The organism is Microbacterium sp. NRRL B-14842 (assembly GCF_050470785.1).
Map to the genome: position 1 here is coordinate 168,666 of NZ_JBFLUM010000001.1, position 18,759 is coordinate 187,424.

The 18,759-nt window shown below is 71.6% G+C and carries 18 protein-coding genes; 12 read left to right on the top strand and 6 right to left on the bottom strand.

Annotated features, from left to right (window positions below):
* Positions 1-2: 2 nt before the first annotated feature.
* Positions 3-1,655: a cytochrome b/b6 domain-containing protein gene (locus tag AB1285_RS00805; protein ID WP_363332475.1), complete on the top strand. Its 1,653-nt coding sequence runs from the start codon at positions 3-5 to the stop codon at positions 1,653-1,655.
* A 22-nt stretch (positions 1,656-1,677) separates the two neighbouring features.
* Positions 1,678-2,139, top strand: coding sequence for an ASCH domain-containing protein (locus AB1285_RS00810; RefSeq protein WP_292797400.1), 462 nt, complete (start codon positions 1,678-1,680; stop codon positions 2,137-2,139).
* Positions 2,140-2,146: 7 nt separating this feature from the next.
* Here the strand turns inward: AB1285_RS00810 and AB1285_RS00815 are convergent, their stop codons facing one another.
* Complete coding sequence (locus tag AB1285_RS00815) at positions 2,147-3,364, bottom strand: MFS transporter (RefSeq protein WP_370429032.1); 1,218 nt, start codon at positions 3,362-3,364, stop codon at positions 2,147-2,149.
* Complete coding sequence (locus AB1285_RS00820) at positions 3,364-3,735, bottom strand: ArsR/SmtB family transcription factor (protein WP_292797406.1); 372 nt, start codon at positions 3,733-3,735, stop codon at positions 3,364-3,366. Before AB1285_RS00820 ends, AB1285_RS00815 begins: the two co-directional genes overlap by 1 nt.
* 106 nt (positions 3,736-3,841) lie before the next feature.
* Between AB1285_RS00820 and AB1285_RS00825 the strand changes: the two genes are divergently transcribed.
* Complete coding sequence (locus AB1285_RS00825) at positions 3,842-4,993, top strand: acetyl-CoA C-acetyltransferase (RefSeq protein WP_259953351.1); 1,152 nt, start codon at positions 3,842-3,844, stop codon at positions 4,991-4,993.
* 52 nt (positions 4,994-5,045) lie between these two features.
* Here the strand turns inward: AB1285_RS00825 and AB1285_RS00830 are convergent, their stop codons facing one another.
* On the bottom strand, positions 5,046-5,555 hold the full coding sequence (locus AB1285_RS00830; RefSeq protein ID WP_060922628.1) for a GNAT family N-acetyltransferase: 510 nt from the start codon (positions 5,553-5,555) through the stop codon (positions 5,046-5,048).
* 130 nt (positions 5,556-5,685) lie between these two features.
* On the opposite strand from AB1285_RS00830, the gene AB1285_RS00835 reads away from it, so the two are divergent.
* The 7 genes from AB1285_RS00835 (at position 5,686) to rocD (ending at position 14,232) form a co-directional block, all read left to right on the top strand.
* Positions 5,686-6,246, top strand: a complete 561-nt coding sequence (locus AB1285_RS00835; protein ID WP_187662479.1) for an acyl-CoA thioesterase — start codon at positions 5,686-5,688, stop codon at positions 6,244-6,246.
* 64 nt (positions 6,247-6,310) lie between these two features.
* On the top strand, positions 6,311-9,985 hold the full coding sequence (locus AB1285_RS00840) for a proline dehydrogenase family protein (RefSeq protein WP_292797412.1): 3,675 nt from the start codon (positions 6,311-6,313) through the stop codon (positions 9,983-9,985).
* Between the two features lie 274 nt (positions 9,986-10,259).
* A complete protein-coding gene (locus tag AB1285_RS00845; RefSeq protein ID WP_280567248.1) occupies positions 10,260-10,694 on the top strand; it encodes a hypothetical protein in 435 nt (144 codons plus the stop codon).
* On the top strand, positions 10,694-10,924 hold the full coding sequence (locus tag AB1285_RS00850) for a helix-turn-helix transcriptional regulator (RefSeq protein WP_187662476.1): 231 nt from the start codon (positions 10,694-10,696) through the stop codon (positions 10,922-10,924). The genes AB1285_RS00845 and AB1285_RS00850 overlap by 1 nt, the downstream gene beginning before the upstream one ends.
* On the top strand, positions 10,921-11,919 hold the full coding sequence (locus AB1285_RS00855) for an NAD(P)-dependent alcohol dehydrogenase (protein ID WP_187662475.1): 999 nt from the start codon (positions 10,921-10,923) through the stop codon (positions 11,917-11,919). Before AB1285_RS00850 ends, AB1285_RS00855 begins: the two co-directional genes overlap by 4 nt.
* 163 nt (positions 11,920-12,082) lie before the next feature.
* A complete protein-coding gene (ddaH, locus tag AB1285_RS00860; protein WP_187662474.1) occupies positions 12,083-12,961 on the top strand; it encodes a dimethylargininase in 879 nt (292 codons plus the stop codon).
* Positions 12,958-14,232: an ornithine--oxo-acid transaminase gene (rocD, locus tag AB1285_RS00865; RefSeq protein WP_370429033.1), complete on the top strand. Its 1,275-nt coding sequence runs from the start codon at positions 12,958-12,960 to the stop codon at positions 14,230-14,232. Before ddaH ends, rocD begins: the two co-directional genes overlap by 4 nt.
* A gap of 90 nt (positions 14,233-14,322) precedes the next feature.
* Here the strand turns inward: rocD and AB1285_RS00870 are convergent, their stop codons facing one another.
* The 3 genes from AB1285_RS00870 to AB1285_RS00880 are packed head-to-tail and all read right to left on the bottom strand — an operon-like array spanning position 14,323 to position 16,445.
* Positions 14,323-14,607: a hypothetical protein gene (locus AB1285_RS00870; protein ID WP_025105431.1), complete on the bottom strand. Its 285-nt coding sequence runs from the start codon at positions 14,605-14,607 to the stop codon at positions 14,323-14,325.
* Between the two features lie 60 nt (positions 14,608-14,667).
* Entirely contained in the window at positions 14,668-15,999 is a 1,332-nt protein-coding gene (locus tag AB1285_RS00875; RefSeq protein ID WP_187664233.1) for an MFS transporter, read from the bottom strand.
* A 5-nt stretch (positions 16,000-16,004) separates the two neighbouring features.
* Complete coding sequence (locus AB1285_RS00880) at positions 16,005-16,445, bottom strand: MarR family winged helix-turn-helix transcriptional regulator (RefSeq protein ID WP_187662473.1); 441 nt, start codon at positions 16,443-16,445, stop codon at positions 16,005-16,007.
* 71 nt (positions 16,446-16,516) lie between these two features.
* Between AB1285_RS00880 and AB1285_RS00885 the strand changes: the two genes are divergently transcribed.
* Positions 16,517-17,275, top strand: coding sequence for a copper homeostasis protein CutC (locus tag AB1285_RS00885; protein WP_370429034.1), 759 nt, complete (start codon positions 16,517-16,519; stop codon positions 17,273-17,275).
* A 9-nt stretch (positions 17,276-17,284) separates the two neighbouring features.
* Positions 17,285-18,139, top strand: coding sequence for an alpha/beta fold hydrolase (locus AB1285_RS00890; RefSeq protein ID WP_187662471.1), 855 nt, complete (start codon positions 17,285-17,287; stop codon positions 18,137-18,139).
* The last annotated feature ends 620 nt before the right edge of the window (positions 18,140-18,759 follow it).

Below are 18,759 nucleotides of genomic sequence, written 5' to 3' on the forward strand. Positions count from 1 at the left end.
TCATGGCGACGCGGGTGCTGCGCCGCGGGCTTCCGCGGGTGCCGGGCGGCGAGCCGTGGCCGCCCGCCGATGCGACGGTCGAGACCGTCGATGCGGCCGTCGCCGTCGAGGCGCCGGTGGCGACGCCGGTCTCTGCGACGCCGGAGGGCGGGGAGGACGACCCCACCGCGGTCACGCCGGACGCCACCGGCGTCCAGGCTGCGCAGCCGGACGCCGCGCCGCGTCGGGCGCTCCGCCGGGGTCTCCCGCGCGTTCCGGGCGGTGAGCCCTGGCCGCCGTCTACGGTCGGGGCCGCGCCCGCGGCGTCGTCCGCACCCGCCGTGGTGCCGGGCGAGACCGCACCTTCCACCGCGGCGTCCGCCGCGCCCGTTGCGCCTCCTGCCGCGCCCGCTGCCGCCGCGTCGTCCGCCGCGCCGGCCCGGACTCCTGCTGCGGCGCCCGCTCCCGAGACGCCCGCCGCAGGCGAGAGCGTCCGCCGCGGACTGCCCCGAGTCCCGGGTGGCGAGCCCTGGCCCCCCGCGGGGACCGTGCCCGCCCGTCCGACCTCCGCTCCGTCCCCGGCCGTGGCGGCGGATGTCTCCGCGATCCCGGAGACGGCGGCGCCGTCCGCGACCCTCGTCTCCGAGCCCGCCGCTGTCCCGGGGACCGCGCTCGCCACCGGCGCCGACATCAGCGCGCCGCTGCCCTGGACCCGTACGGTCTGGAACGGTCGAGCACCGCGGCATCTCCCGGCCGCCGCCTCGGCGGCCGCGACCGCTCGCCGGCGCCCGACCTGGACCCAGGCGATCGCGACGCTGTTCGGCGCCGCCGCCCTCGGCGTGCTCGCGGCCGCGGCCGTGGCCCTCGTCCGCACGCTGCTGAGCCTCCCGTTCATGCAGGACTTCCTGGCGGCCTTCCCTGGCGAGTACGAGCCACCGATCCCGGTCGAGCCCGGCTTCGCGCCGTGGGTCAACTGGGCGCACTTCTTCAACATGTTCCTGATCGTGCTGATCATCCGCTCGGGGCTGCAGGTGCGCACCGAGAAGCGGCCGAGCGTGTTCTGGTCCCCGCGGAACAACCCGAAGGGCAAGATCAGCCTGAACCTCTGGTTCCACCAGGCGCTCGACATCCTGTGGTTGGTCAACGGCGTGATCTTCGTCGTCCTGCTGTTCGTCACCGGGCACTGGGTGCGGATCGTGCCGACGAGCTGGGAGGTGTTCCCGAACGCGCTGTCGGCGGCCCTCCAGTACATCTCGTTCGACTGGCCGCACGAGAACGGCTGGAACAACTACAACAGCCTGCAGCAGCTCGCCTACTTCGTCACCGTCTTCCTCGCGGCGCCGCTCGCCGCGGTCACCGGGTTCCGCATGTCGGGGCTCTGGCCCAAGAGGGCGGAGCGCCTGTCGAAGGCGTACCCGGTGGAGTGGGCGCGTGCCCTGCACTTCCCGGTGATGCTCTACTTCGTGGCGTTCATCATCGCGCACGTCGCCCTCGTGATGCTGACCGGCTTCCTGCGGAACCTCAACCACATGTTCGCGGCGCAGGATGCCGCGACGTGGACGGGATTCTGGGTGTTCATCGCCTCGCTCGTCGTGATCGCGGTCGCCTGGGTCGCTGCGCGTCCGCTCGTGCTCGCCCCGATCGCGAAGGCGTTCGGCAAGGTCTCGGGGCGCTGATCCTCCGGGCTAGCCTGGTGAGGTGAGCCCTGGTACCGACATCGACAGATTCTGGCGTGCGGCGAGGGAGGCCTGCCCGGAGCTCCCGACCGACCGGCCCGAGGCGTGGGCGTTCGGCGCCACGCCCGCACACGCCGACGAACTGCTCGCGCTGGTCCTCGACGGGATCAAGGTCGGCACCGCGTCGTCGCTCTGGGACTACGACGCGACCGGCGACCCGCTCCCGGTCGAGGGTGAGCTGAGCATCATCCTCGACGGGACCGGAGCGCCACGCGCCGTCATCGAGACCACGGCGCTGGCGACCGTGCCGTTCGACGAGGTCGACGAGGAGCACGCCTTCGCCGAAGGCGAGGGTGATCGCACGCTCGCCCACTGGCGCACGGTGCACGAGCGCTATTGGCGGGCGCATTCGGAGAATCCTCGCGGCTTCGCACCGGACATGCCGGTGCTGTGCGAGCGCTTCCGGCTCGTGTATTCCGGCTGATCGACGCTCAGGCCGCCGTGCGCAGCCGGCGTCGGGAGAACAGGAGCGCCGCGGTCGCCGCGGCGAAGGCGATTCCGAAGAGCGTCCCGGCTGCTCCGGTCAGGCTGAGTGCGCCGAGCCATCCCGCGACCGGATAGGTGACCAGGAAGCACGCGTGGGAGAGCGCGAACTGCGCGGTGTAGACGAGCGTGCGGTTCGCCGGAGTCGACGCGTCGGCAAGCAGTCGGGATGACGGCGTGTTCACGAGTGAGGTGCCGATGCCCAGCAGCACCCAGGTGCCCAGGAGCGCCTCCCATCCCGCGCCGCTCGCCGTGGCCACGGCCGTGACGACGACTGCTGCGAGGAGCCCCGCCACGATCACGGCGACCCCGATGGACATGGTGCGGATCACCCCTGCGCGGTCCACCAGCCAGGGGATGCTCAGCGCCGTCACGAGCGATCCGATGCCGTAACAGGCGAGAGCGATGGCGAGGGCGGCGTCATCGAGGTCGAACACGGCGCGCGCGTACACGACGGAATCGACCAGCACGATCGCGGTGCCGGCGGCGACCACCATGTTCGTGAGCAGCAGGAAGCGCAGGCTGGGAGTCCGTGCGAACACGGCGGCTCCGGCCGGTAGGCGCTGCCAGAAGGAGGAGGTGGCGGATTCGTCGCCGGTGCCGGGCACGCGAGTGCTCACCACCAGGAGCGCGGAGAGGGCGAATCCGATCGCCGTGCCCGCGAACAGATCGTGGAACGTGACCACGACGAGCAGCGTCCCCGCGATCAGGGGGCTGAGCAGCGCCTCGAGGTCGTACGCGAGTCGCGACAGCGACAGGGCGCGCGTGTAGTCCCTGGGCTCGGGCAGAACCGCGGGGATCAGCGACTGGAACGCGGGCGTGAAGGTCGCGGAGGCGGACTGCAGCACGAACACGAGCACGTAGATCTGCCAGGTCTCGCCGACGGAGGGGAGCGCCAGCGCGATCGCGAAGCGCACGATGTCCGCGGTGACGAGGACCGCCTTGCGGGGGAGACGATCGACCAGGGCGGCGATCAGCGGGGCGACGCCGACATAGGCGACCATCTTGATCGTCAGCGCGGTGCCGAGCACCGATCCGGCCGCGTCGCCGGCGATGTCGAAGGCGAGCAGCCCGAGAGCCACCGTGAGGAGCCCGGTGCCCAGGAGCGCGACGACCTGCGCGGCGAACAGGCGGGCGTAGACGGTGTTCCGCAGGACCCGGAGCACTACCGCGTCTGCTCCGGAGCGGGGTGTGCGCCCCGATGGTGCGCGGGGTCGGTGCTCAGCGAGTGCTCCGCCTGATAGATGGCGTCGGCCACGAGCTGCCGGGCGTGCTCGTTCGCGAGACGGTAGAACACCCGGGTGCCCTCCTGCCTCGCCACGACGATCCGAGCGAGCCGAAGCTTGGCGAGGTGCTGCGACACGGCGGGTGCCGGCTTGTCGACGATGTCGGCGAGGTGGTTGACCGAGAGCTCCTGATCGCGCAGGGCCAAGATGATGCGGATGCGCGTCGCGTCGGCGAGCATCGCGAACACCTCGACGGCGAGTTCGACGTAGCTGCTGTCCGGCGTGAGGGAACATTGCTTATCTGCATGCATACGCAGATTGTTGCACACGGGAGGGGTCGCTGGTGTTCCCCGAGCGTGCGATGAGGCACTCTGGAAGGTGTGACGTCGGGGTCCCGGCGCTGAGGAGGGAGCACTCATGGCAGAGGCCTACATCGTCGACGCGGTCCGTTCGCCGGTCGGACGCCGTGGCGGCGCTCTCGCGGAGATCCACCCCGCCGACCTCGGCGCGCACAGTCTGCGGGCCCTCGTCGACCGGACCGGCATCGACCCCGGCGCCGTGGACGACGTGATCCTCGGAGCCATCGATGCGATCGGCGGGCAGGCCGGGAACGTCGCGCGCACCGCGTCGCTCGTCGCCGGCTTCCCGGAACACGTGCCGGGCGTCACGATCGATCGGCAATGCGGATCGAGTCAGCAGGCCGTGCACTTCGCCGCGCAGGCGGTGCTCAGTGGCACCAGCGACCTCGTGATCGCCGGCGGGCTGCAGAACATGTCGCGGATCCCGCTCACCGCCGCCGCGACCGTCGGCCGGGAGTACGGTTTCACGACGCCGTACGCCGAGTCGCCCGGATGGCAGGAGCGCTACGGCGACCAGGAGATCTCGCAGTTCCGCGGAGCGGAGCTCATCGCCGAGCGGTGGGACATCTCACGGGAGGAGATGGAGCGGTACGCGCTGGAGAGCCACCGCCGGGCGGCCCAGGCCCAGGACGACGGGCGGTTCGCGGCGGAGATCGCGCCGCTCGCCGGGCTCGACCACGACGAGGGCGTGCGCCGGGACACCACCCTCGAACGCATGGCCGGCCTGCCGCCGCTCGCGCCCGACGGGCGGATCACCGCCGCCGTCGCGTCGCAGATCAGCGATGCGTCGAGTGCCGTGCTCATCGCCAGCGCGCGGGCGGTGCAGGAGCACGGCCTCACGCCGCGGGCCCGCATCCACCACGTCTCCGTCCGCGGCGACGACCCCGTGCTCATGCTCACGGCACCGATCCCGGCGACCCGGCACGCGTTGGAGCGTACGGGACTCCGGATCGAGGACATCGACCTGTTCGAGGTCAACGAGGCGTTCGCCTCGGTCGTGCTCGCCTGGATGCGCGAGACCGGTGCGCCGCACGAGAAGGTCAACGTCAACGGCGGCGGCATCGCACTGGGGCATCCGATCGGCGCGACGGGCACCCGCATCCTCGCGACCCTGCTGAACGAGCTCGAGCGCACCGGCGGACGGTACGGCCTGCAGACGATGTGCGAGGGCGGCGGCGTCGCGAACGTCACGATCATCGAACGCCTCTGAGCGCAGACGAAAGGGCCGCCCCGCGGGGCGGCCCTTTCGGTGAGGACGAGGGTCAGGGGCGCACGAAGCGGACCTCGGTGAGCGTCTCGCCCAGGAACGGCTCGGTGTGCGCGGCGCCGTCGAGGTGGAACCCGTTGCGCGTGTAGAAGCGGTGCGCGCGAGGGTTGTCCTCGGCGACCCAGAGGTAGAGCGGCTCGTCCTTCTCGACGGCCGCATCGAACAGCTTCTGCCCGATGCCGGTCGAGTGGTACGCGTCGAGCAGGTAGATGAAGTACAGCTCGCGGAACGCCGGGGCGTCCTTGTCGCGGGCCGGACCCGAGCCGACGAAGCCGACGATCTCGCCGTCGACGAGCGCCGCGTTCATCTTGAAGTCGGGACCCTGCGAGGCCCAGTGCGTCCACAGTTCGGCCATACGGCGGGGCGAGACCTTCTCCAGCGCCGCCTTGCTGATGAGGTGATCGTAGGTCTCGTGCCAGCACTGCGCATGCACGCGACCGAGGGCTTCCGCATCCACATCACGGACCGGACGGACGATGACTTCGGGCTGGGCTTCGGCGCTCATGCGGTGACTCTACGGCGGGTCCGTGGAAATCGGAAATCGGGATGACGGCCCGTGGGAGGCCCTTCGACCGCATGGAGGAATCGGACAACGAAGTTCGACCGTCGTGCGCGGATGGCTACGATCAGTGCTCGTGAATGTGATCTGGCGGACCCTCCTCGTGATCCTCGGTGCGCGTCGTCGCGTACGGCAGGGGAAGACCCTCGACCCGACCGCCGTCGGCACCGTCACCGTCACCACCCTGCCCACGGACCTCGACATCCTCCGCCACATGAACAACGGCCGGTACCTGTCGCTGTTCGACCTCGGCCGCTGGGACCACCTCATCCGCACGGGGCTGTTCGACGTGATGAAGGAGCAGGGCTGGTACGCGGTGGTCTCCAGCGAGACCATCACCTTCCGCAAGTCGCTCCAGCTCTGGCAGCGGTTCGAGGTGCAGTCGCGCTTCATCGGGCACGACGAGAAGGCGCTGTTCCTGGAGCACCGGGCCGTGGTCGCCGGCGAGGTCTACGCCAGGGCCATCGTGCGGGCCCGCGTGCTGCGCCGGTCCGGCGGCACGGTCAGCAACGAGGAGCTGTTCGCCGCGGTGGGCAAGCCCGACGGGGTGCCGGAGATCGACGCGTGGGTGCATGACTGGGCCGCCGCGTCCGCCCTGCCTCCCGTGCGCACGCCCGCCCCCAGCATCTGGAACTGACCCGGCTGCGGCCCGCCCGGTCGGGCACCCCGGGATTCCGCGACCGGAGACCTAGGGTGGTCACATGGCAGAGTCGTCGTCATCCTCCGCGGAGGCGGGGGCATCCGCATCCCTCGCCGATCAGGCCGTCGAACTCGCGCGCCGTTGGGTGATCGAGGCGGCTGCGGCCGACGTCGACCCCGCCGCCGAGCGTCTCGCGGGCGTCCTCCGCGACGCCAACGGCCTGCCGTTCACCCTCGGTTTCGTCGACGGCGTGATGCGGCCGGAGAGCCTGACCGCTGCGGCCGCCCAGCTGCGCCGCATCGCGCCCATCGTGCCGGAGTTCCTGCCGTGGTACCTGCGCTCCGCCGTGCGGCTCGGCGGCGGGGTCGCCCCGGTGCTGCCGACGCCGGTCGTGCCGATCGCGCGGCGGGCGCTACGCGAGATGGTGGGGCACCTGGTGGTGGACGCCCGGCCCGCGAAGCTCGGACCCGCGATCGAGAAGCTGCGGGAGTCGGGGTCGCGACTGAACCTCAACCTCCTCGGGGAGGCGGTGCTCGGGGAGGCAGAGGCGCAGCGGCGGCTCGACGGCATCCACGAGCTCATCCGGCGTCCGGATGTCGACTACGTGTCGGTCAAGGTCTCCGCCATCGTCAGCCGCATCTCGATGTGGGGCTTCGACGAGGTCGTCGAGCGGGTCATCGACCGGCTGCTCCCTCTCTACGTGACGGCTGCGGAAGACGGCACCTTCATCAACCTCGACATGGAGGAGTATCGCGACCTCGACCTCACGATCGCCGTCTTCACGCGGATCCTGGAGGACCCTCGGCTCACCGGACTCGAGGCCGGGATCGTGCTGCAGGCCTACCTGCCCGACGCGCTGCCGGCGTTGCAGGAGCTCACCGCCTGGGCACAGGATCGCGTGATCCACGGCGGGGCCCGCATCAAGGTGCGCCTCGTGAAGGGCGCGAACCTCGCGATGGAGCACGTCGAGGCGACCCTGCACGGATGGACGCCCGCGCCCTACGACACGAAGCTCGACACCGACGCCAACTACCTGCGCTGCCTGGACTGGGCGCTGCAGCCCGAGCACACGACCTCGGTGCGGATCGGGGTGGCCGGCCACAACCTCTTCGGCATCGCCCATGCGTGGCTGCTCGCCGGGGAGCGCGGGGTCCGCGACGCGGTCGAGTTCGAGATGCTGCTCGGCATGGCTCAGGGGCAGGTGCAGGCGGTGTCCCGCGAAGTGGGTCCGGTGCTGCTGTACGTGCCGGTCGTCGCGCCCGCCGAGTTCGATGTGGCCATCAGCTACCTCGTGCGGCGGCTGGAGGAGAACGCGTCGTCCGAGAACTTCCTCTCCGCGGCGTTCCACCTGCACGACGACGAGTCCCTCTTCGCGCGGGAGGCCGAGCGCTTCCTCGACGCCCTGGACCGGGCGGGGGACCCGGCCCTCGGCCTCGGCCCGCGGCGCACCCAGGACCGCCTCGCGCCCGTGCACGAGTCCGTGCGACCCGCCCCGGTCGGTCCGGCGGCGGAGGCCGACCTCACGAAGGCGGTGCTCGGCATCGTGCGCGGCTCCGACGACACCGACACCGGCGCCTACCTCGAGACCGCCGTGTACGCCGCGCGCGAGCGCGGGGAGGACACCGGGGGCGCCCCGGGCTTCGTGAACACGGCCGATACCGACCTCGCCCTCCCCGCCAATCGTGAGTGGGCGGCGGGGATCCGTGCGAGGCTCGCGGACTCGACGGTCGGGAGGGATGTCCTGGACGCGGCGCGCGTCGATGACGCCGATGACCTCGGCCGCATCGTGCGCGGCGTGCAGGGCGCGGCGGCAGCGTGGGGATCACGTCCCGCGGCCGAGCGGGCGGAGGTGCTGCTGCGCGCGGCGGCCGCTCTCGAGTCCCGCCGCGGGGAGCTGATCGAGGTCGCGGCCGCGGAGACCGGCAAGGTCTTCGCCGAGGCTGACGTCGAGGTGAGCGAGGCCGTCGACTTCGCCCGGTACTACGCCGCGACGTGCCGCGAGCTCGATGCGATCTCCGGCGCCGTGTTCGTCCCCGCCCGGGTGACCGTCGTCGCTCCGCCGTGGAACTTCCCCCTCGCGATCCCTGCCGGTGGCGTTCTGGCGGCGCTCGCCGCGGGGTCCGGCGTCGTCCTCAAGCCCGCCCCGCAGGCACGCAGGTGCGCGGCGGTGCTCGTGGCGGCGCTGTGGGAGGGCGGCGTGCCCCGCGAAGCCCTCGCTCTCGTCGACATCGAGGAAGGCGACCTCGGCCGTGCCCTCATCACGGACGAGGCCGTGGACCGGGTGATCCTCACCGGCTCGTGGGAGACCGCGGCGCTGTTCCGCTCCTGGCGCCCCGACCTGCCTCTGCTCGCGGAGACCAGCGGCAAGAACGCGATGATCATCACGCCCTCGGCCGACCTCGACCTCGCCGTGGCCGACCTCGTGAAGAGCGCGTTCGGGCACGCGGGGCAGAAATGCTCCGCGGCGTCGCTCGGGATCCTCGTCGGGCCGGTGGGGCGCTCGCAGCGCTTCGCGCGTCAGCTCGCCGACGCGGTCCGCTCGCTGCGGGTCGGCTGGCCCTCGGATCCGCTCGCCGAGGTGGGCCCCGTCATCGAGAAGCCCGAGGGCAAGCTCGCCTGGGCCCTCTCCGAGCTGGAGGGCGACGAGCGGTGGCTCATCGAACCCGCCCTCGACCCCGCCGACGACGGCAGCGGACGGCTCTGGCGCCCCGGCGTGCGGGTCGGCGTGCAGTCCGGCTCTCGCTTCCACACCGAGGAGTTCTTCGGACCGGTCCTCGGGATCATGCACGCCCCGACCCTCGCGAAGGCCGTCGACCTGCAGAACGCGGTCGCTTACGGTCTCACGGCGGGGCTCCACACCCAGGATCCCGACGACCTGGCCTTCTGGCTCGACCGCGTGCAGGCCGGGAACCTCTACGTCAATCGCGGCACGACCGGAGCGATCGTACAGCGGCAGCCGTTCGGCGGGTGGAAGCGCTCCTCCGTCGGCGCCGGCGCCAAGCCCGGCGGGCCGAACCACCTCATCGGACTCGGGTCGTGGCGCGCCCAGCACGGGGCCCCGGCGTCGAGCACCCTCCATCTGCGGGGGCTCGACTCCCGGATCACGGGGCTCATCGAGGCGGCGCAGCCCTCCCTCCCGTTCGAGTCGTTCGAGTGGCTTCGGCGATCCGCTCTGTCGGACGCGTTGGCCTGGGACCGGGAGTTCGGCCGGGTGCGGGACGTCTCGCGGCTGGAGATCGAGCGCAACCTCTTCCGGTATCGGCCCGTACCCGTGGAGATCCGCGCCACCGAGGACGCCGCCCTGCACGACCTGCTGCGGGTCGTGATCGCGGGAGTGCGCGCGGGGGCGGGTTTCGTGGTGTCCACTCCGGTCGGGCTTCCGGCGGGCGTGCGGCATGCTCTGGGTGACCTCGACGCCGTGGTGTTCCTGGAGACGGAGGACGAGTGGCTCCAGCGGATGCAGGTGGCCGAGGAGTCGGGGGCCGCGGGAGATGCGGGTGTTCCGGTGCTTCCGCGGCATGGGCGTGTGCGGCTCGTGGGTGGACGGGAGTCGGTGGCGGCGCTGCGCTCCGCGCTGGCGGTGGCCACCGGCGGTGATCCGGACCTCGCGGTGTACGACGCGGAGGTGACGGCGGCGGCCCGCATCGAGCTCCTCCCGTTCGTGCACGAGCAGTCCGTCTCGATCACCGCCCACCGCTACGGAAACCCCGACCCCTGGAGCGCCTCCGTCATCTGACCCCCGCCCGTTCCGGTGCGGGTGCGGGCGCCGGTGCCAGTGCGGTGCGGGCTCGAAAAGGTGCCTTCCCGGCCCCCGGCAGGTGCGTTTTCGATCCCGCTTCGGGCTGCGCAGGACATGCGGGATCGGAAACGGGCGGGAGAGGCGGCTCGGGGGTGCGATTGTGATCCCGGAAGAGACTGCGCGGGACGGAATGCGGGTGTAAAAGATTCTTGACACAGGTGCGATGCGGACGTAATCTCGTGTCAAGAATCTTTGACACGAGGAGAAGCGCATGGTCTACGAGGAGCGCAACGTCTGGGCCGGGCTCATCGTCAGTCCGATCGTCGCGGTCGTCTACGTGCTGCTGCTCATGCAGCAGGCCGGTGGCGGACCGCTCACCGCGACGGACTGGTTCCCGCTGATGCTGTGGACGATCGGCGGGGGCATCGTCGGGACGATCGTGCTCAGCATCCTCTGGGGCATCATCGCCGGGATGTCCGATCCGGACGGAGTCGGCCGCTCCGACATCCGCGACCGGGACATCGGCCGGATGGGGGCGCGCGTGGAGCAGGCCTTCGTCGCCATCGCCGGCCTCGGGGTCATCGTCCTGTGCGGTCTCGGTGCTGACGCGTTCTGGATCGCGAACACCATGTTCGCCGGGTTCCTCGTGGCGGCCGTCGTCGGTGGCGTCGCTCGGGCGATCGCGTACCGTCGGGGGCTGCTCTGATGGTCAAGCCCACCCTCGTCTCCAACAGCATCCGCGCCCACCGCGAGCGTGCCGGACTCACGCAGGCCGAGCTCGCCCGCACGATCGGGGTCACGAGGCAGACGCTCATCGCGATCGAACAGCAGAAGTACTCGCCGACGCTCGAGCTCGCGTTCCAGATCGCCCGGGCCTTCGGCGTCGGGATCGACGACCTGTTCGCGTATCCCACCGACCCCGGAGGTGCCGCATGACCGAGACGATGCCCGCCTGGACCCGCGAGACGTACGGCCCGGCCGCCGGGACTTCGCTGACCCGCCTGCCCGTGCCGCAGCCCCACCGGGGAGAGGTCGTGCTGCGCGTGCAGGCCACCGCCCTCAACGCCGGCGACGTGCGGCTGCTCCTCGGCGATCCGCTGCTGGTCCGGCCTTTCTTCGGCCTCACGCGCCCGAAGCACCCGGTCCGGGGGCTCGACGTCGCGGGCACCGTCGTGGCGGTCGGCGCCGACGTCGTGAACGCCGAACTCGGCGAACTCGTGGTGGGAGAGCTGCAGGGCGGCGGCGGCCTCGCCTCCCACGCCCGCATCGCGGCCGACCGCGTCGTGCCCGTGCCCCCGGATGTGACGCCCGAGGCGGCGGCCTGCCTGCCGATCGCCGGAGGCACCGCGTGGCAGGCGCTCGATGCCGCCGGGGTGGGGCTGCGCCACCGTGCGCAGCGGGTCCTCGTGATCGGGGCGTCCGGCGGCGTGGGGACCTTCGCCGTGCAGCTCGCGGCGCTCCGCGGGGCGGAGGTCTGGGCGACGTGCCGTCCCCGGAACGCCCTGCTGCTGGAGCGCCTCGGAGCCGTGCGCACGCTCGACCACCGCACGTCTCCGCTCACGCACCTGCCCTCCGCCCGGTTCGACGCCGTCATCGACCTCGCGGGAGGTGTGCCGATCCGCGAGCTGCAGCGTCTCGTCCGCACGGGTGGTCGCGTGGTGCTGGTGACGGGCGACGGCGGACGCGTACTCGGTCCTGTGCCGCGGATGATCCGCGCCGCCGTGCTCTCGGTCCGCGGACCCCGGGTGGTGTCCCTCGCGGCGACCTCGCACCCGGAGATCCTCGCGAAGCTGCTCGAGCTCGTGGAGGAAGGGCACCTGGTCCCCGTGATCGAGCGCACCTACCCGTTCGCCGAGGCCGTGTCGGCGCTCGCGCACGTCGAGGCCGGGCACACGGTCGGCAAGGTCGTGGTGACGCAGCGCGAGGGCTGACGACGACACGGGACGGATGCTGGTGGCGCCCAGGGTCCGGTGGCACAATGGTCACCGGCGTGCCCGAGTCGCATCTTCCCCTCCGCCTCTTCCGAGCAGGGGGTCGAAGGACCGCCGGGCCCCTGGACAGCGTCCGCCGCGCCCGTTCACACGAGGAGCATCCATGTCGACGCCGGAGACCGCCGTCACCACCGCCCCCACGCGCACCGCGCACCGCCGCCACTACCTGATGTGCCGTCCCGAGCACTTCACGGTGAACTACTCCATCAATCCGTGGATGGAGCCGTCGCGGCCGACCGACACCGCCAACGCCGTCGCCCAGTGGCAGAAGCTCTACGACCTGTACGTCGAGCTCGGCCACGAGGTCGAGCTCATCGATCCGCTCCCCGGCTACCCGGACATGGTCTACACGGCCAACGGCGGCTTCCTCATCGACGGGCGCGCCTACGTGCCGGAGTTCCGGTTCGTGGAGCGGCAGGGGGAGGCTCCGGCCTTCGCCGACTGGTTCCGCGCCGCCGGCTACGACACCGTCATGCCGGAGGAGGTCAACGAGGGCGAGGGCGACTTCCTGCTCGTCGGCGACGTGATCCTCGCCGGCACCGGGTTCCGCTCCACCGGCGACAGCCACCGCGAGGTCGGCGAGGTCTTCGGCCGCGAGGTCGTGTCGCTCAACCTCACCGACCCCCGCTTCTACCACCTGGACACCGCGATCGCGGTGCTCGACCCCGTGCAGGGCGTGGAGAACGGCGGTCCGGAGCGGGCGAACATCGCCTACCTCCCCGGGGCCTTCGACGACGCCAGCCGTGCCGAGCTGGAGAAGCGCTTCCCCGACGCGATCCTCGTGTCGGACGAGGACGGCGCGGTGTTCGGCCTGAACTCCTCGAGCGACGGCTACAACGTCATCATCTCGCCGCGGGCGAAGGGCTTCGAGCAGCAGCTCCGGGAGCGCGGCTACAACCCGATCACCGTCGACCTGTCCGAGCTCCTCCTCGGTGGCGGCGGGATCAAGTGCTGCACGCTCGAGCTGCGGGGTGCGAAGTGACGATCGAGCAGACGGCGGGCGGTTCGACCCTTCGACAGGCTCAGGGCGCTTCGACGAGCTCAGCGACCCTTCGACAGGCTCAGGGACCCACCGCGGTCGCGGAGCCGCACGTCGCGCACAACTACCACCCGCTGCCGGTGATGATCGCGCGCGGCGAGGGAGCGTGGGTGACCGATGTCGAGGGCAAGCGCTACCTCGACCTGCTCGCGGCCTATTCCGCGGTCAACTTCGGGCACCGTCACCCCGCGCTCGTCGCGGCCCTGACCGAGCAGCTCGGTCGGGTCACGCTCGTCAGCCGGGCGTTCCAGAGCGACATGCTGGAGCCCTTCGCGGCCGCGCTCGCCGAGCTCTGCGGCAAGGAGCTCGTCCTGCCGATGAACACGGGCGCCGAGGCGGTGGAGACCGGCATCAAGGTCGCCAGGGCGTGGGGCTACCGCGTGAAGGGCATCCCCGAGGGGAAGGCGCGGATCGTCGTGGCGAAGGGCAACTTCCACGGCCGTACGACGACGATCGTGAGCTTCAGCGACGACGAGACCGCGCACGACGACTTCGGTCCCTACACGCCCGGCTTCGACCGCGTGCCGTTCGGCGACGCGGAGGCGATCGCCGCGGCGATCACCGAGGACACGGCGGGCGTGCTCGTGGAGCCGATCCAGGGCGAGGCCGGTGTGGTGATCCCGCCGGAGGGGTACCTCCGCCGCATCCGTGAGATCTGCGACGAGAAGAACGTGCTGTTCATCGCCGACGAGATCCAGGCCGGGCTCGGACGTGTCGGCGAGACGTTCGCGTGCGACCGCGAGGGTGTCGTTCCGGACCTGTACCTGCTGGGCAAGGCGCTCGGCGGTGGCATCCTCCCGGTCTCGGCCGTGGTGGGGAACACCGATGTGCTGGGCGTGATCCGTCCCGGTGAGCACGGCTCCACGTTCGGCGGCAACCCGCTCGCGGCGGCCGTCGGCCTGCGCGTGGTGGAGATGCTGCAGACGGGCGAGTTCCAGGAGCGTGCGCGGGCACTCGGCGCACACCTGGAGCAGGCGCTGCAGCCGCTGATCGGCCACGGTGTCACGGGCGTGCGCATCGCCGGGCTGTGGGCGGGCGTCGACATCGACCCCGCGATCGGTTCGGGCCGAGAGATCGCGGAGAAGCTGCTCGACCGGGGTGTGCTCGTGAAGGACACGCACGGGCAGACCATCCGCATCGCGCCCCCGCTCGTCATCCGGGCGACCGAGCTCGACTGGGCCGTCGAGCAGCTCAAGGTGGTGCTCGACGCCTGACCGCGGCCGACCCACCCCCTTCTGCACGACCCACCCCCTTGCGAACGTTCGCAAGGGGGTGGCTCGTCTCGAAAGGGGTGGGTCGACGGCTCAGGCCGGCGGGGAGTCGGGGTCGAGCGTGCGGAGGGTGTCCTCCTCGGCGGCGTTGTCGGCCGCGAGCTCGTCCTCGGTGTTCTCGTCGCCGCCCAGCGGCGCGTCGTGGCCGGGGCCGGAACTGCCCTGGATGGCGCCGCCGGTCGACTCGCCGCGGGAGCTGTCGCCCTGGATCGCGCCGCCGGTGCCGTCGCCCTGGCCGGAGTTCTCGTCAGGGACGTCGACGCCGGGAGCGCCTTCGGCCGGATCCTGCGGGTGCGGGGTGCTCATGTTCTCGTCCATGACACGACGCTACGACCGCCGGGCCGTGATGAGGAAGGCGTTGACAAACGCGCCCGCAGCTCACTCGTCGTCGCGTCGAGGAAGCCGGATGGGCGTCGTCGCCGCGGCCTTCTCCGTGTAGTCCACCGGCTCGACCGGCTGCACGACGCGCAGCGGGCGCGTCTCGTCGAGGGTCAAGCGGAAGCGGCTGCTCTCCTCGCGGCGCAGCCTCCCCGACATCAGCACCCACGTCACCCCGATCGCGCACGCGATGAAGCCGGCCGTCCCGCCGAGCATGATGGCGGCGCGGGGACCGAACGTGTCCGCCACCCAGCCCGCGATCGGTGCGCCGACCGGGGTCGACCCCATGATCACGGCCATGTAGAGGGCGAGGACGCGGCCGCGGAGCGCCGGATCCGTCGTGATCTGCACGTAGCCGTTGGCCGTGGTCAGCAGCGTCACGATCATGAAGCCGGTGAACGTGAGCGTGACCGCGTAGGAGAGGTAGGTGGGCATCGCGGCCGAGACGAAGGCCGCGATCCCGAAGCCGCCCGCCGCGAGGATCACCACGCGCACCCTCGCACGGTCCCGCCGTGCGGCGAGGAGGGCGCCGATCAGGGAGCCGATAGCGAGCACCGAGCTCAGCACCCCGTACCCGTCGGCGCCGGCTCCGAACTCCAGCGCCATGGTCGAGGCGAAGATCGGGAAGTTCATGCCGAACGCGCCGATGAGGAACACCGTCACGAACACGACCTTGAGGTCGCTGCGCGCCCAGACGTACCGGAAGCCCTCCGCGAGGCCGCCGCGGCTGCGGTTCTTCGGCCGTGGTGCCAGCAGGTGCGTGCGCATGAGCATCAGCGCGACGATCATGGCGAGGAAGGTCGCGGCGTTGACGATGAACACCCAACCGGAGCCGATCGCGACGATGAGCAGACCGCCGACCGCGGGGCCGATCATACGGGCGAGGTTGAAGGAGGCGGAGTTGAGGGCCACGGCGTTGGAGGTCTCCGTGGCGGACACCATGTCCGACACGAAGGCCTGCCGGGCGGGTGCGTCGAACGCGTTGACGATGCCGAAACCGAGGGCGAACGCGAGCATCATCGGCAGGGTCATGACGCCGGCCAGCAGCAGGGATCCGACCGCGATCGCGAGGCCGAGCAGCGCGGTCTGCGTGGTCAGCAGGATCTTCCGCCGATCGAAGCGATCAGCGACCCAGCCGGTCAGGCTCACCAGCACCAGCGGTGGGCCGAACTGCAGTGCCATGGTGACGCCCATCGCGGTCGCGTCGTTGTCGGTGAGCTCGGTCAGCACGACCCAGTCCTGGGCTGTGGCCTGCATCCATCCGCCGACGTTCGACACGAGGGCGCCGGCGAACCAGATCCGGTAGTTGATGTTCGCGAAGGAACGGAACATGGCGCTCATCGCTCCACCACCCTCCGCATCAGGGCGCTCGCTTCTCGCAGCGTCGTCAGTTCCTCCTCGGTGTAGTCGACCTCGCGGAGCATGTCGGCCAGCAGCACGTCACGGCGGCGGATGGTCTCGACGACGACCTCGACGCCGGCGGCGGTGATGTCCACCTGCACGCGGCGGCGGTCGTCCTCGTCCGGGGTGCGGGCGACGAAGCCCTGCTCCTCCAGGCCGTTCACGATGCTCGTCATCGAGGGGGCGGTCACGCGCTCGCGCTCGGCGAGGGTGGAGATCGTGCGCCGGCCGTTCATGCGCAGCTCGGCGAGAACGGCGAGCTGCGTGTCGCTCATCATGTCGGCGGCGCGGGCGCAGCGCAGTCGGCGGGCGAGCCGGAACGTGGCCATGCGCAGGTCTGTGGCGGTGAGGTGCAGGGAATCATCGGACGCAGACATACTTAGTTAGTCTATCTAATATTTCCGTCGCGGGGGCGGGAGGAGCCGAGGCCAGCGGGCACAATGGAGGGGTGACCCGAACGATCGCTCTCGAAATCGCCGTCCAGGACCCCGCCGGAGTGCGCATCGCCGCCGAGGTCGGCGCCGCCCGCGTCGAGCTCGCCACGGCCCTCGCCCTGGGTGGGCTCACCCCGTCGCCGGCCACCCTGGAGCTCGCGCTCGAAGCCGCGGGGGCGAACGGCCCCGAGGTGCACGTCCTCATCCGTCCGCGCGCCGGCGGCTTCCACTACAGCGCCGACGAGCTGGCCGTCGCCGAACGCGACGTGCGGCACGCGGTCGCCGCAGGCGCGGCCGGCGTCGTGATCGGCGCGCTCGACGCCCAGGGGCGGCTCGACCACGATGCCATGGCGCGGCTGCGGAATGCGGCCGGGGGAGCTCCGGCGACGCTGCACCGGGCTATCGACGTGACCGCCGACCCGGTGGCGACCCTGCGCTCCGCGCGCGAGCTCGGGCTCCGGCGCGTGCTCACGTCCGGAGGAGCCTCGGCCGCGATCGATGGCATCGACACGCTGCGCGCGCTCGTCGCCGCGGCCGAGGGGCAGATCGAGGTCATGGCCGGCAGCGGCGTCGACGTCGCGAGCGCTCCGGTGCTCGCCGCGGCCGGCGTCGACGCCCTCCACTTCTCCGCGAAGCGGGCGGTGACCGAGGACGGCGGCGTGCGCATGGGCTCCGCCTCCGACGGGGTCGGCGGCTACGAGGTGACGGACCGCGACATCGCCTTCGCGATCCGGGACGCGATCCGCGACGCCGTCGAGGGAACCGACCGGTAGGGCCGACCCATGACCGAGACCCGCGAGTACACCGACAGCCACGGCATCGCCATCGTCTACGACGTCCACCCCGCGGAGGGCACGCCCCGCGGCGTCGTCCAGCTCCTGCACGGGGTGGGCGAGCACGCAGGACGGTATCCGGCGCTGATCGCCGCGCTCACCGGAGCCGGGTTCACCGTCTACGCGGACGACCACCGTGGGCACGGGCGCACCGGCATGCGCCAGCACGGCGATCCGGCCCGGCTCGGACGGCTCGGGCCCGGAGGTCTCCGGGCGGCCAAGGATGCGATCTGGCAGCTGACCGGCATCATCCGCGACGAGAACCCGGACCTTCCGCTCGTGCTCCTCGGGCACTCGTGGGGGTCGTTCCTCGCGCAGATGCTGGTGAACGAGCACGCCGAGGCCTTCGATGCGGTGATCTTGTCGGGTTCGGCGCTGCGCACGCCCCGCTCCCTGAACCCGGCGCCGCTGAACGCCGCGTGGGCCGCGGACGACGCGACCGGATACGAGTGGCTGAGCCGCGACCCCGCGGTGTGGAAGGCCTTCGAGGAGGACCCGCTCACGACGGGGGTGCCTCTGCTCAAGCTCTTCGGTCTGCTCGACGCGGCGCGACTGTACGGGCGTCCGGCGACGCACCTCGCGCGCGACCTCCCGATGCTCCTCCTCGTCGGCCGTGACGATCCGGTCGGCGGTCCCCGCAGCGTCCACAAGCTCGCCGACCAGTACCGGCGCCGCTCCGGACTCACCGACGTCACGACCCTCGTCTACCCCGACGCCCGGCACGAGATCTTCCAGGAGCTGCAGCAGGACGAGGTGCGCGCCGACGTCCTCGCCTGGCTCGACGCCCACATCCCCGCCCGCTGACTCCCGTCCCGGGTTCGGGTCCGATCCCAGTCCGGCCCTTCCCCGGCCTGTTCAGTCCCGTTCCGTCCCGGTCCGTCCCGGTCCCTTTACGGTCCGGGATCACTTTCGCCCCTTCCCCCGGCCCCGCGGGATCATTTTCGCGCGTGGCACAGGCCCCAGCGGAACGTTTTCGAACACGCACTGTGCGTGGGTGCGCCGGTGAGTCCGCGTCCACGATGACCTGTCGGGATCAACGCCGCGCCTCCCGTCACCGCCCGCGAGATCACCTTCGAGCCTCCGGACATCCCGCGGGATCAATGTTGTGCCTCCCGCCACTGCCGCGGGATCACTTTCGTGCCCGGGACGGACCTCGGGGGAGCCTTTTCGAACACGCACGGTGATTCGCGCGCCGGTGGCAGTGGGGAATCACCCGCGCCCCGCGAATAGGGGGCGCGGAGGCGCGGAGGATCTTCGGCTTCCGTCGCGCCGCGGACGACCCCGGGTGGCGGGATCAGAAACGGGCGGGGGAGGGTGCGATGGGGGACGATTTCGATCCCGCGGGATGTGCGCGGGGGCTGCGCACGGGTGGCGGGATCAGGAACGGGCGGGGGAGGGCACGCTGGGGGACGATTTCGATCCCG

Coding starts and splice junctions, on each gene's coding strand:
- AB1285_RS00805 (WP_363332475.1), top strand. CDS start 3: ATGGCGACGCGGGTGCTGCGCCGCGGGCTTCCGCGGGTGCCGGGCGGC.
- AB1285_RS00820 (WP_292797406.1), bottom strand. CDS start 3,735: ATGCATGCAGATAAGCAATGTTCCCTCACGCCGGACAGCAGCTACGTC.
- AB1285_RS00825 (WP_259953351.1), top strand. CDS start 3,842: ATGGCAGAGGCCTACATCGTCGACGCGGTCCGTTCGCCGGTCGGACGC.
- AB1285_RS00830 (WP_060922628.1), bottom strand. CDS start 5,555: ATGAGCGCCGAAGCCCAGCCCGAAGTCATCGTCCGTCCGGTCCGTGAT.
- AB1285_RS00840 (WP_292797412.1), top strand. CDS start 6,311: ATGGCAGAGTCGTCGTCATCCTCCGCGGAGGCGGGGGCATCCGCATCC.
- AB1285_RS00845 (WP_280567248.1), top strand. CDS start 10,260: ATGGTCTACGAGGAGCGCAACGTCTGGGCCGGGCTCATCGTCAGTCCG.
- AB1285_RS00850 (WP_187662476.1), top strand. CDS start 10,694: ATGGTCAAGCCCACCCTCGTCTCCAACAGCATCCGCGCCCACCGCGAG.
- AB1285_RS00855 (WP_187662475.1), top strand. CDS start 10,921: ATGACCGAGACGATGCCCGCCTGGACCCGCGAGACGTACGGCCCGGCC.
- ddaH (WP_187662474.1), top strand. CDS start 12,083: ATGTCGACGCCGGAGACCGCCGTCACCACCGCCCCCACGCGCACCGCG.
- AB1285_RS00870 (WP_025105431.1), bottom strand. CDS start 14,607: ATGGACGAGAACATGAGCACCCCGCACCCGCAGGATCCGGCCGAAGGC.
- AB1285_RS00875 (WP_187664233.1), bottom strand. CDS start 15,999: ATGTTCCGTTCCTTCGCGAACATCAACTACCGGATCTGGTTCGCCGGC.
- AB1285_RS00880 (WP_187662473.1), bottom strand. CDS start 16,445: ATGTCTGCGTCCGATGATTCCCTGCACCTCACCGCCACAGACCTGCGC.
- AB1285_RS00890 (WP_187662471.1), top strand. CDS start 17,285: ATGACCGAGACCCGCGAGTACACCGACAGCCACGGCATCGCCATCGTC.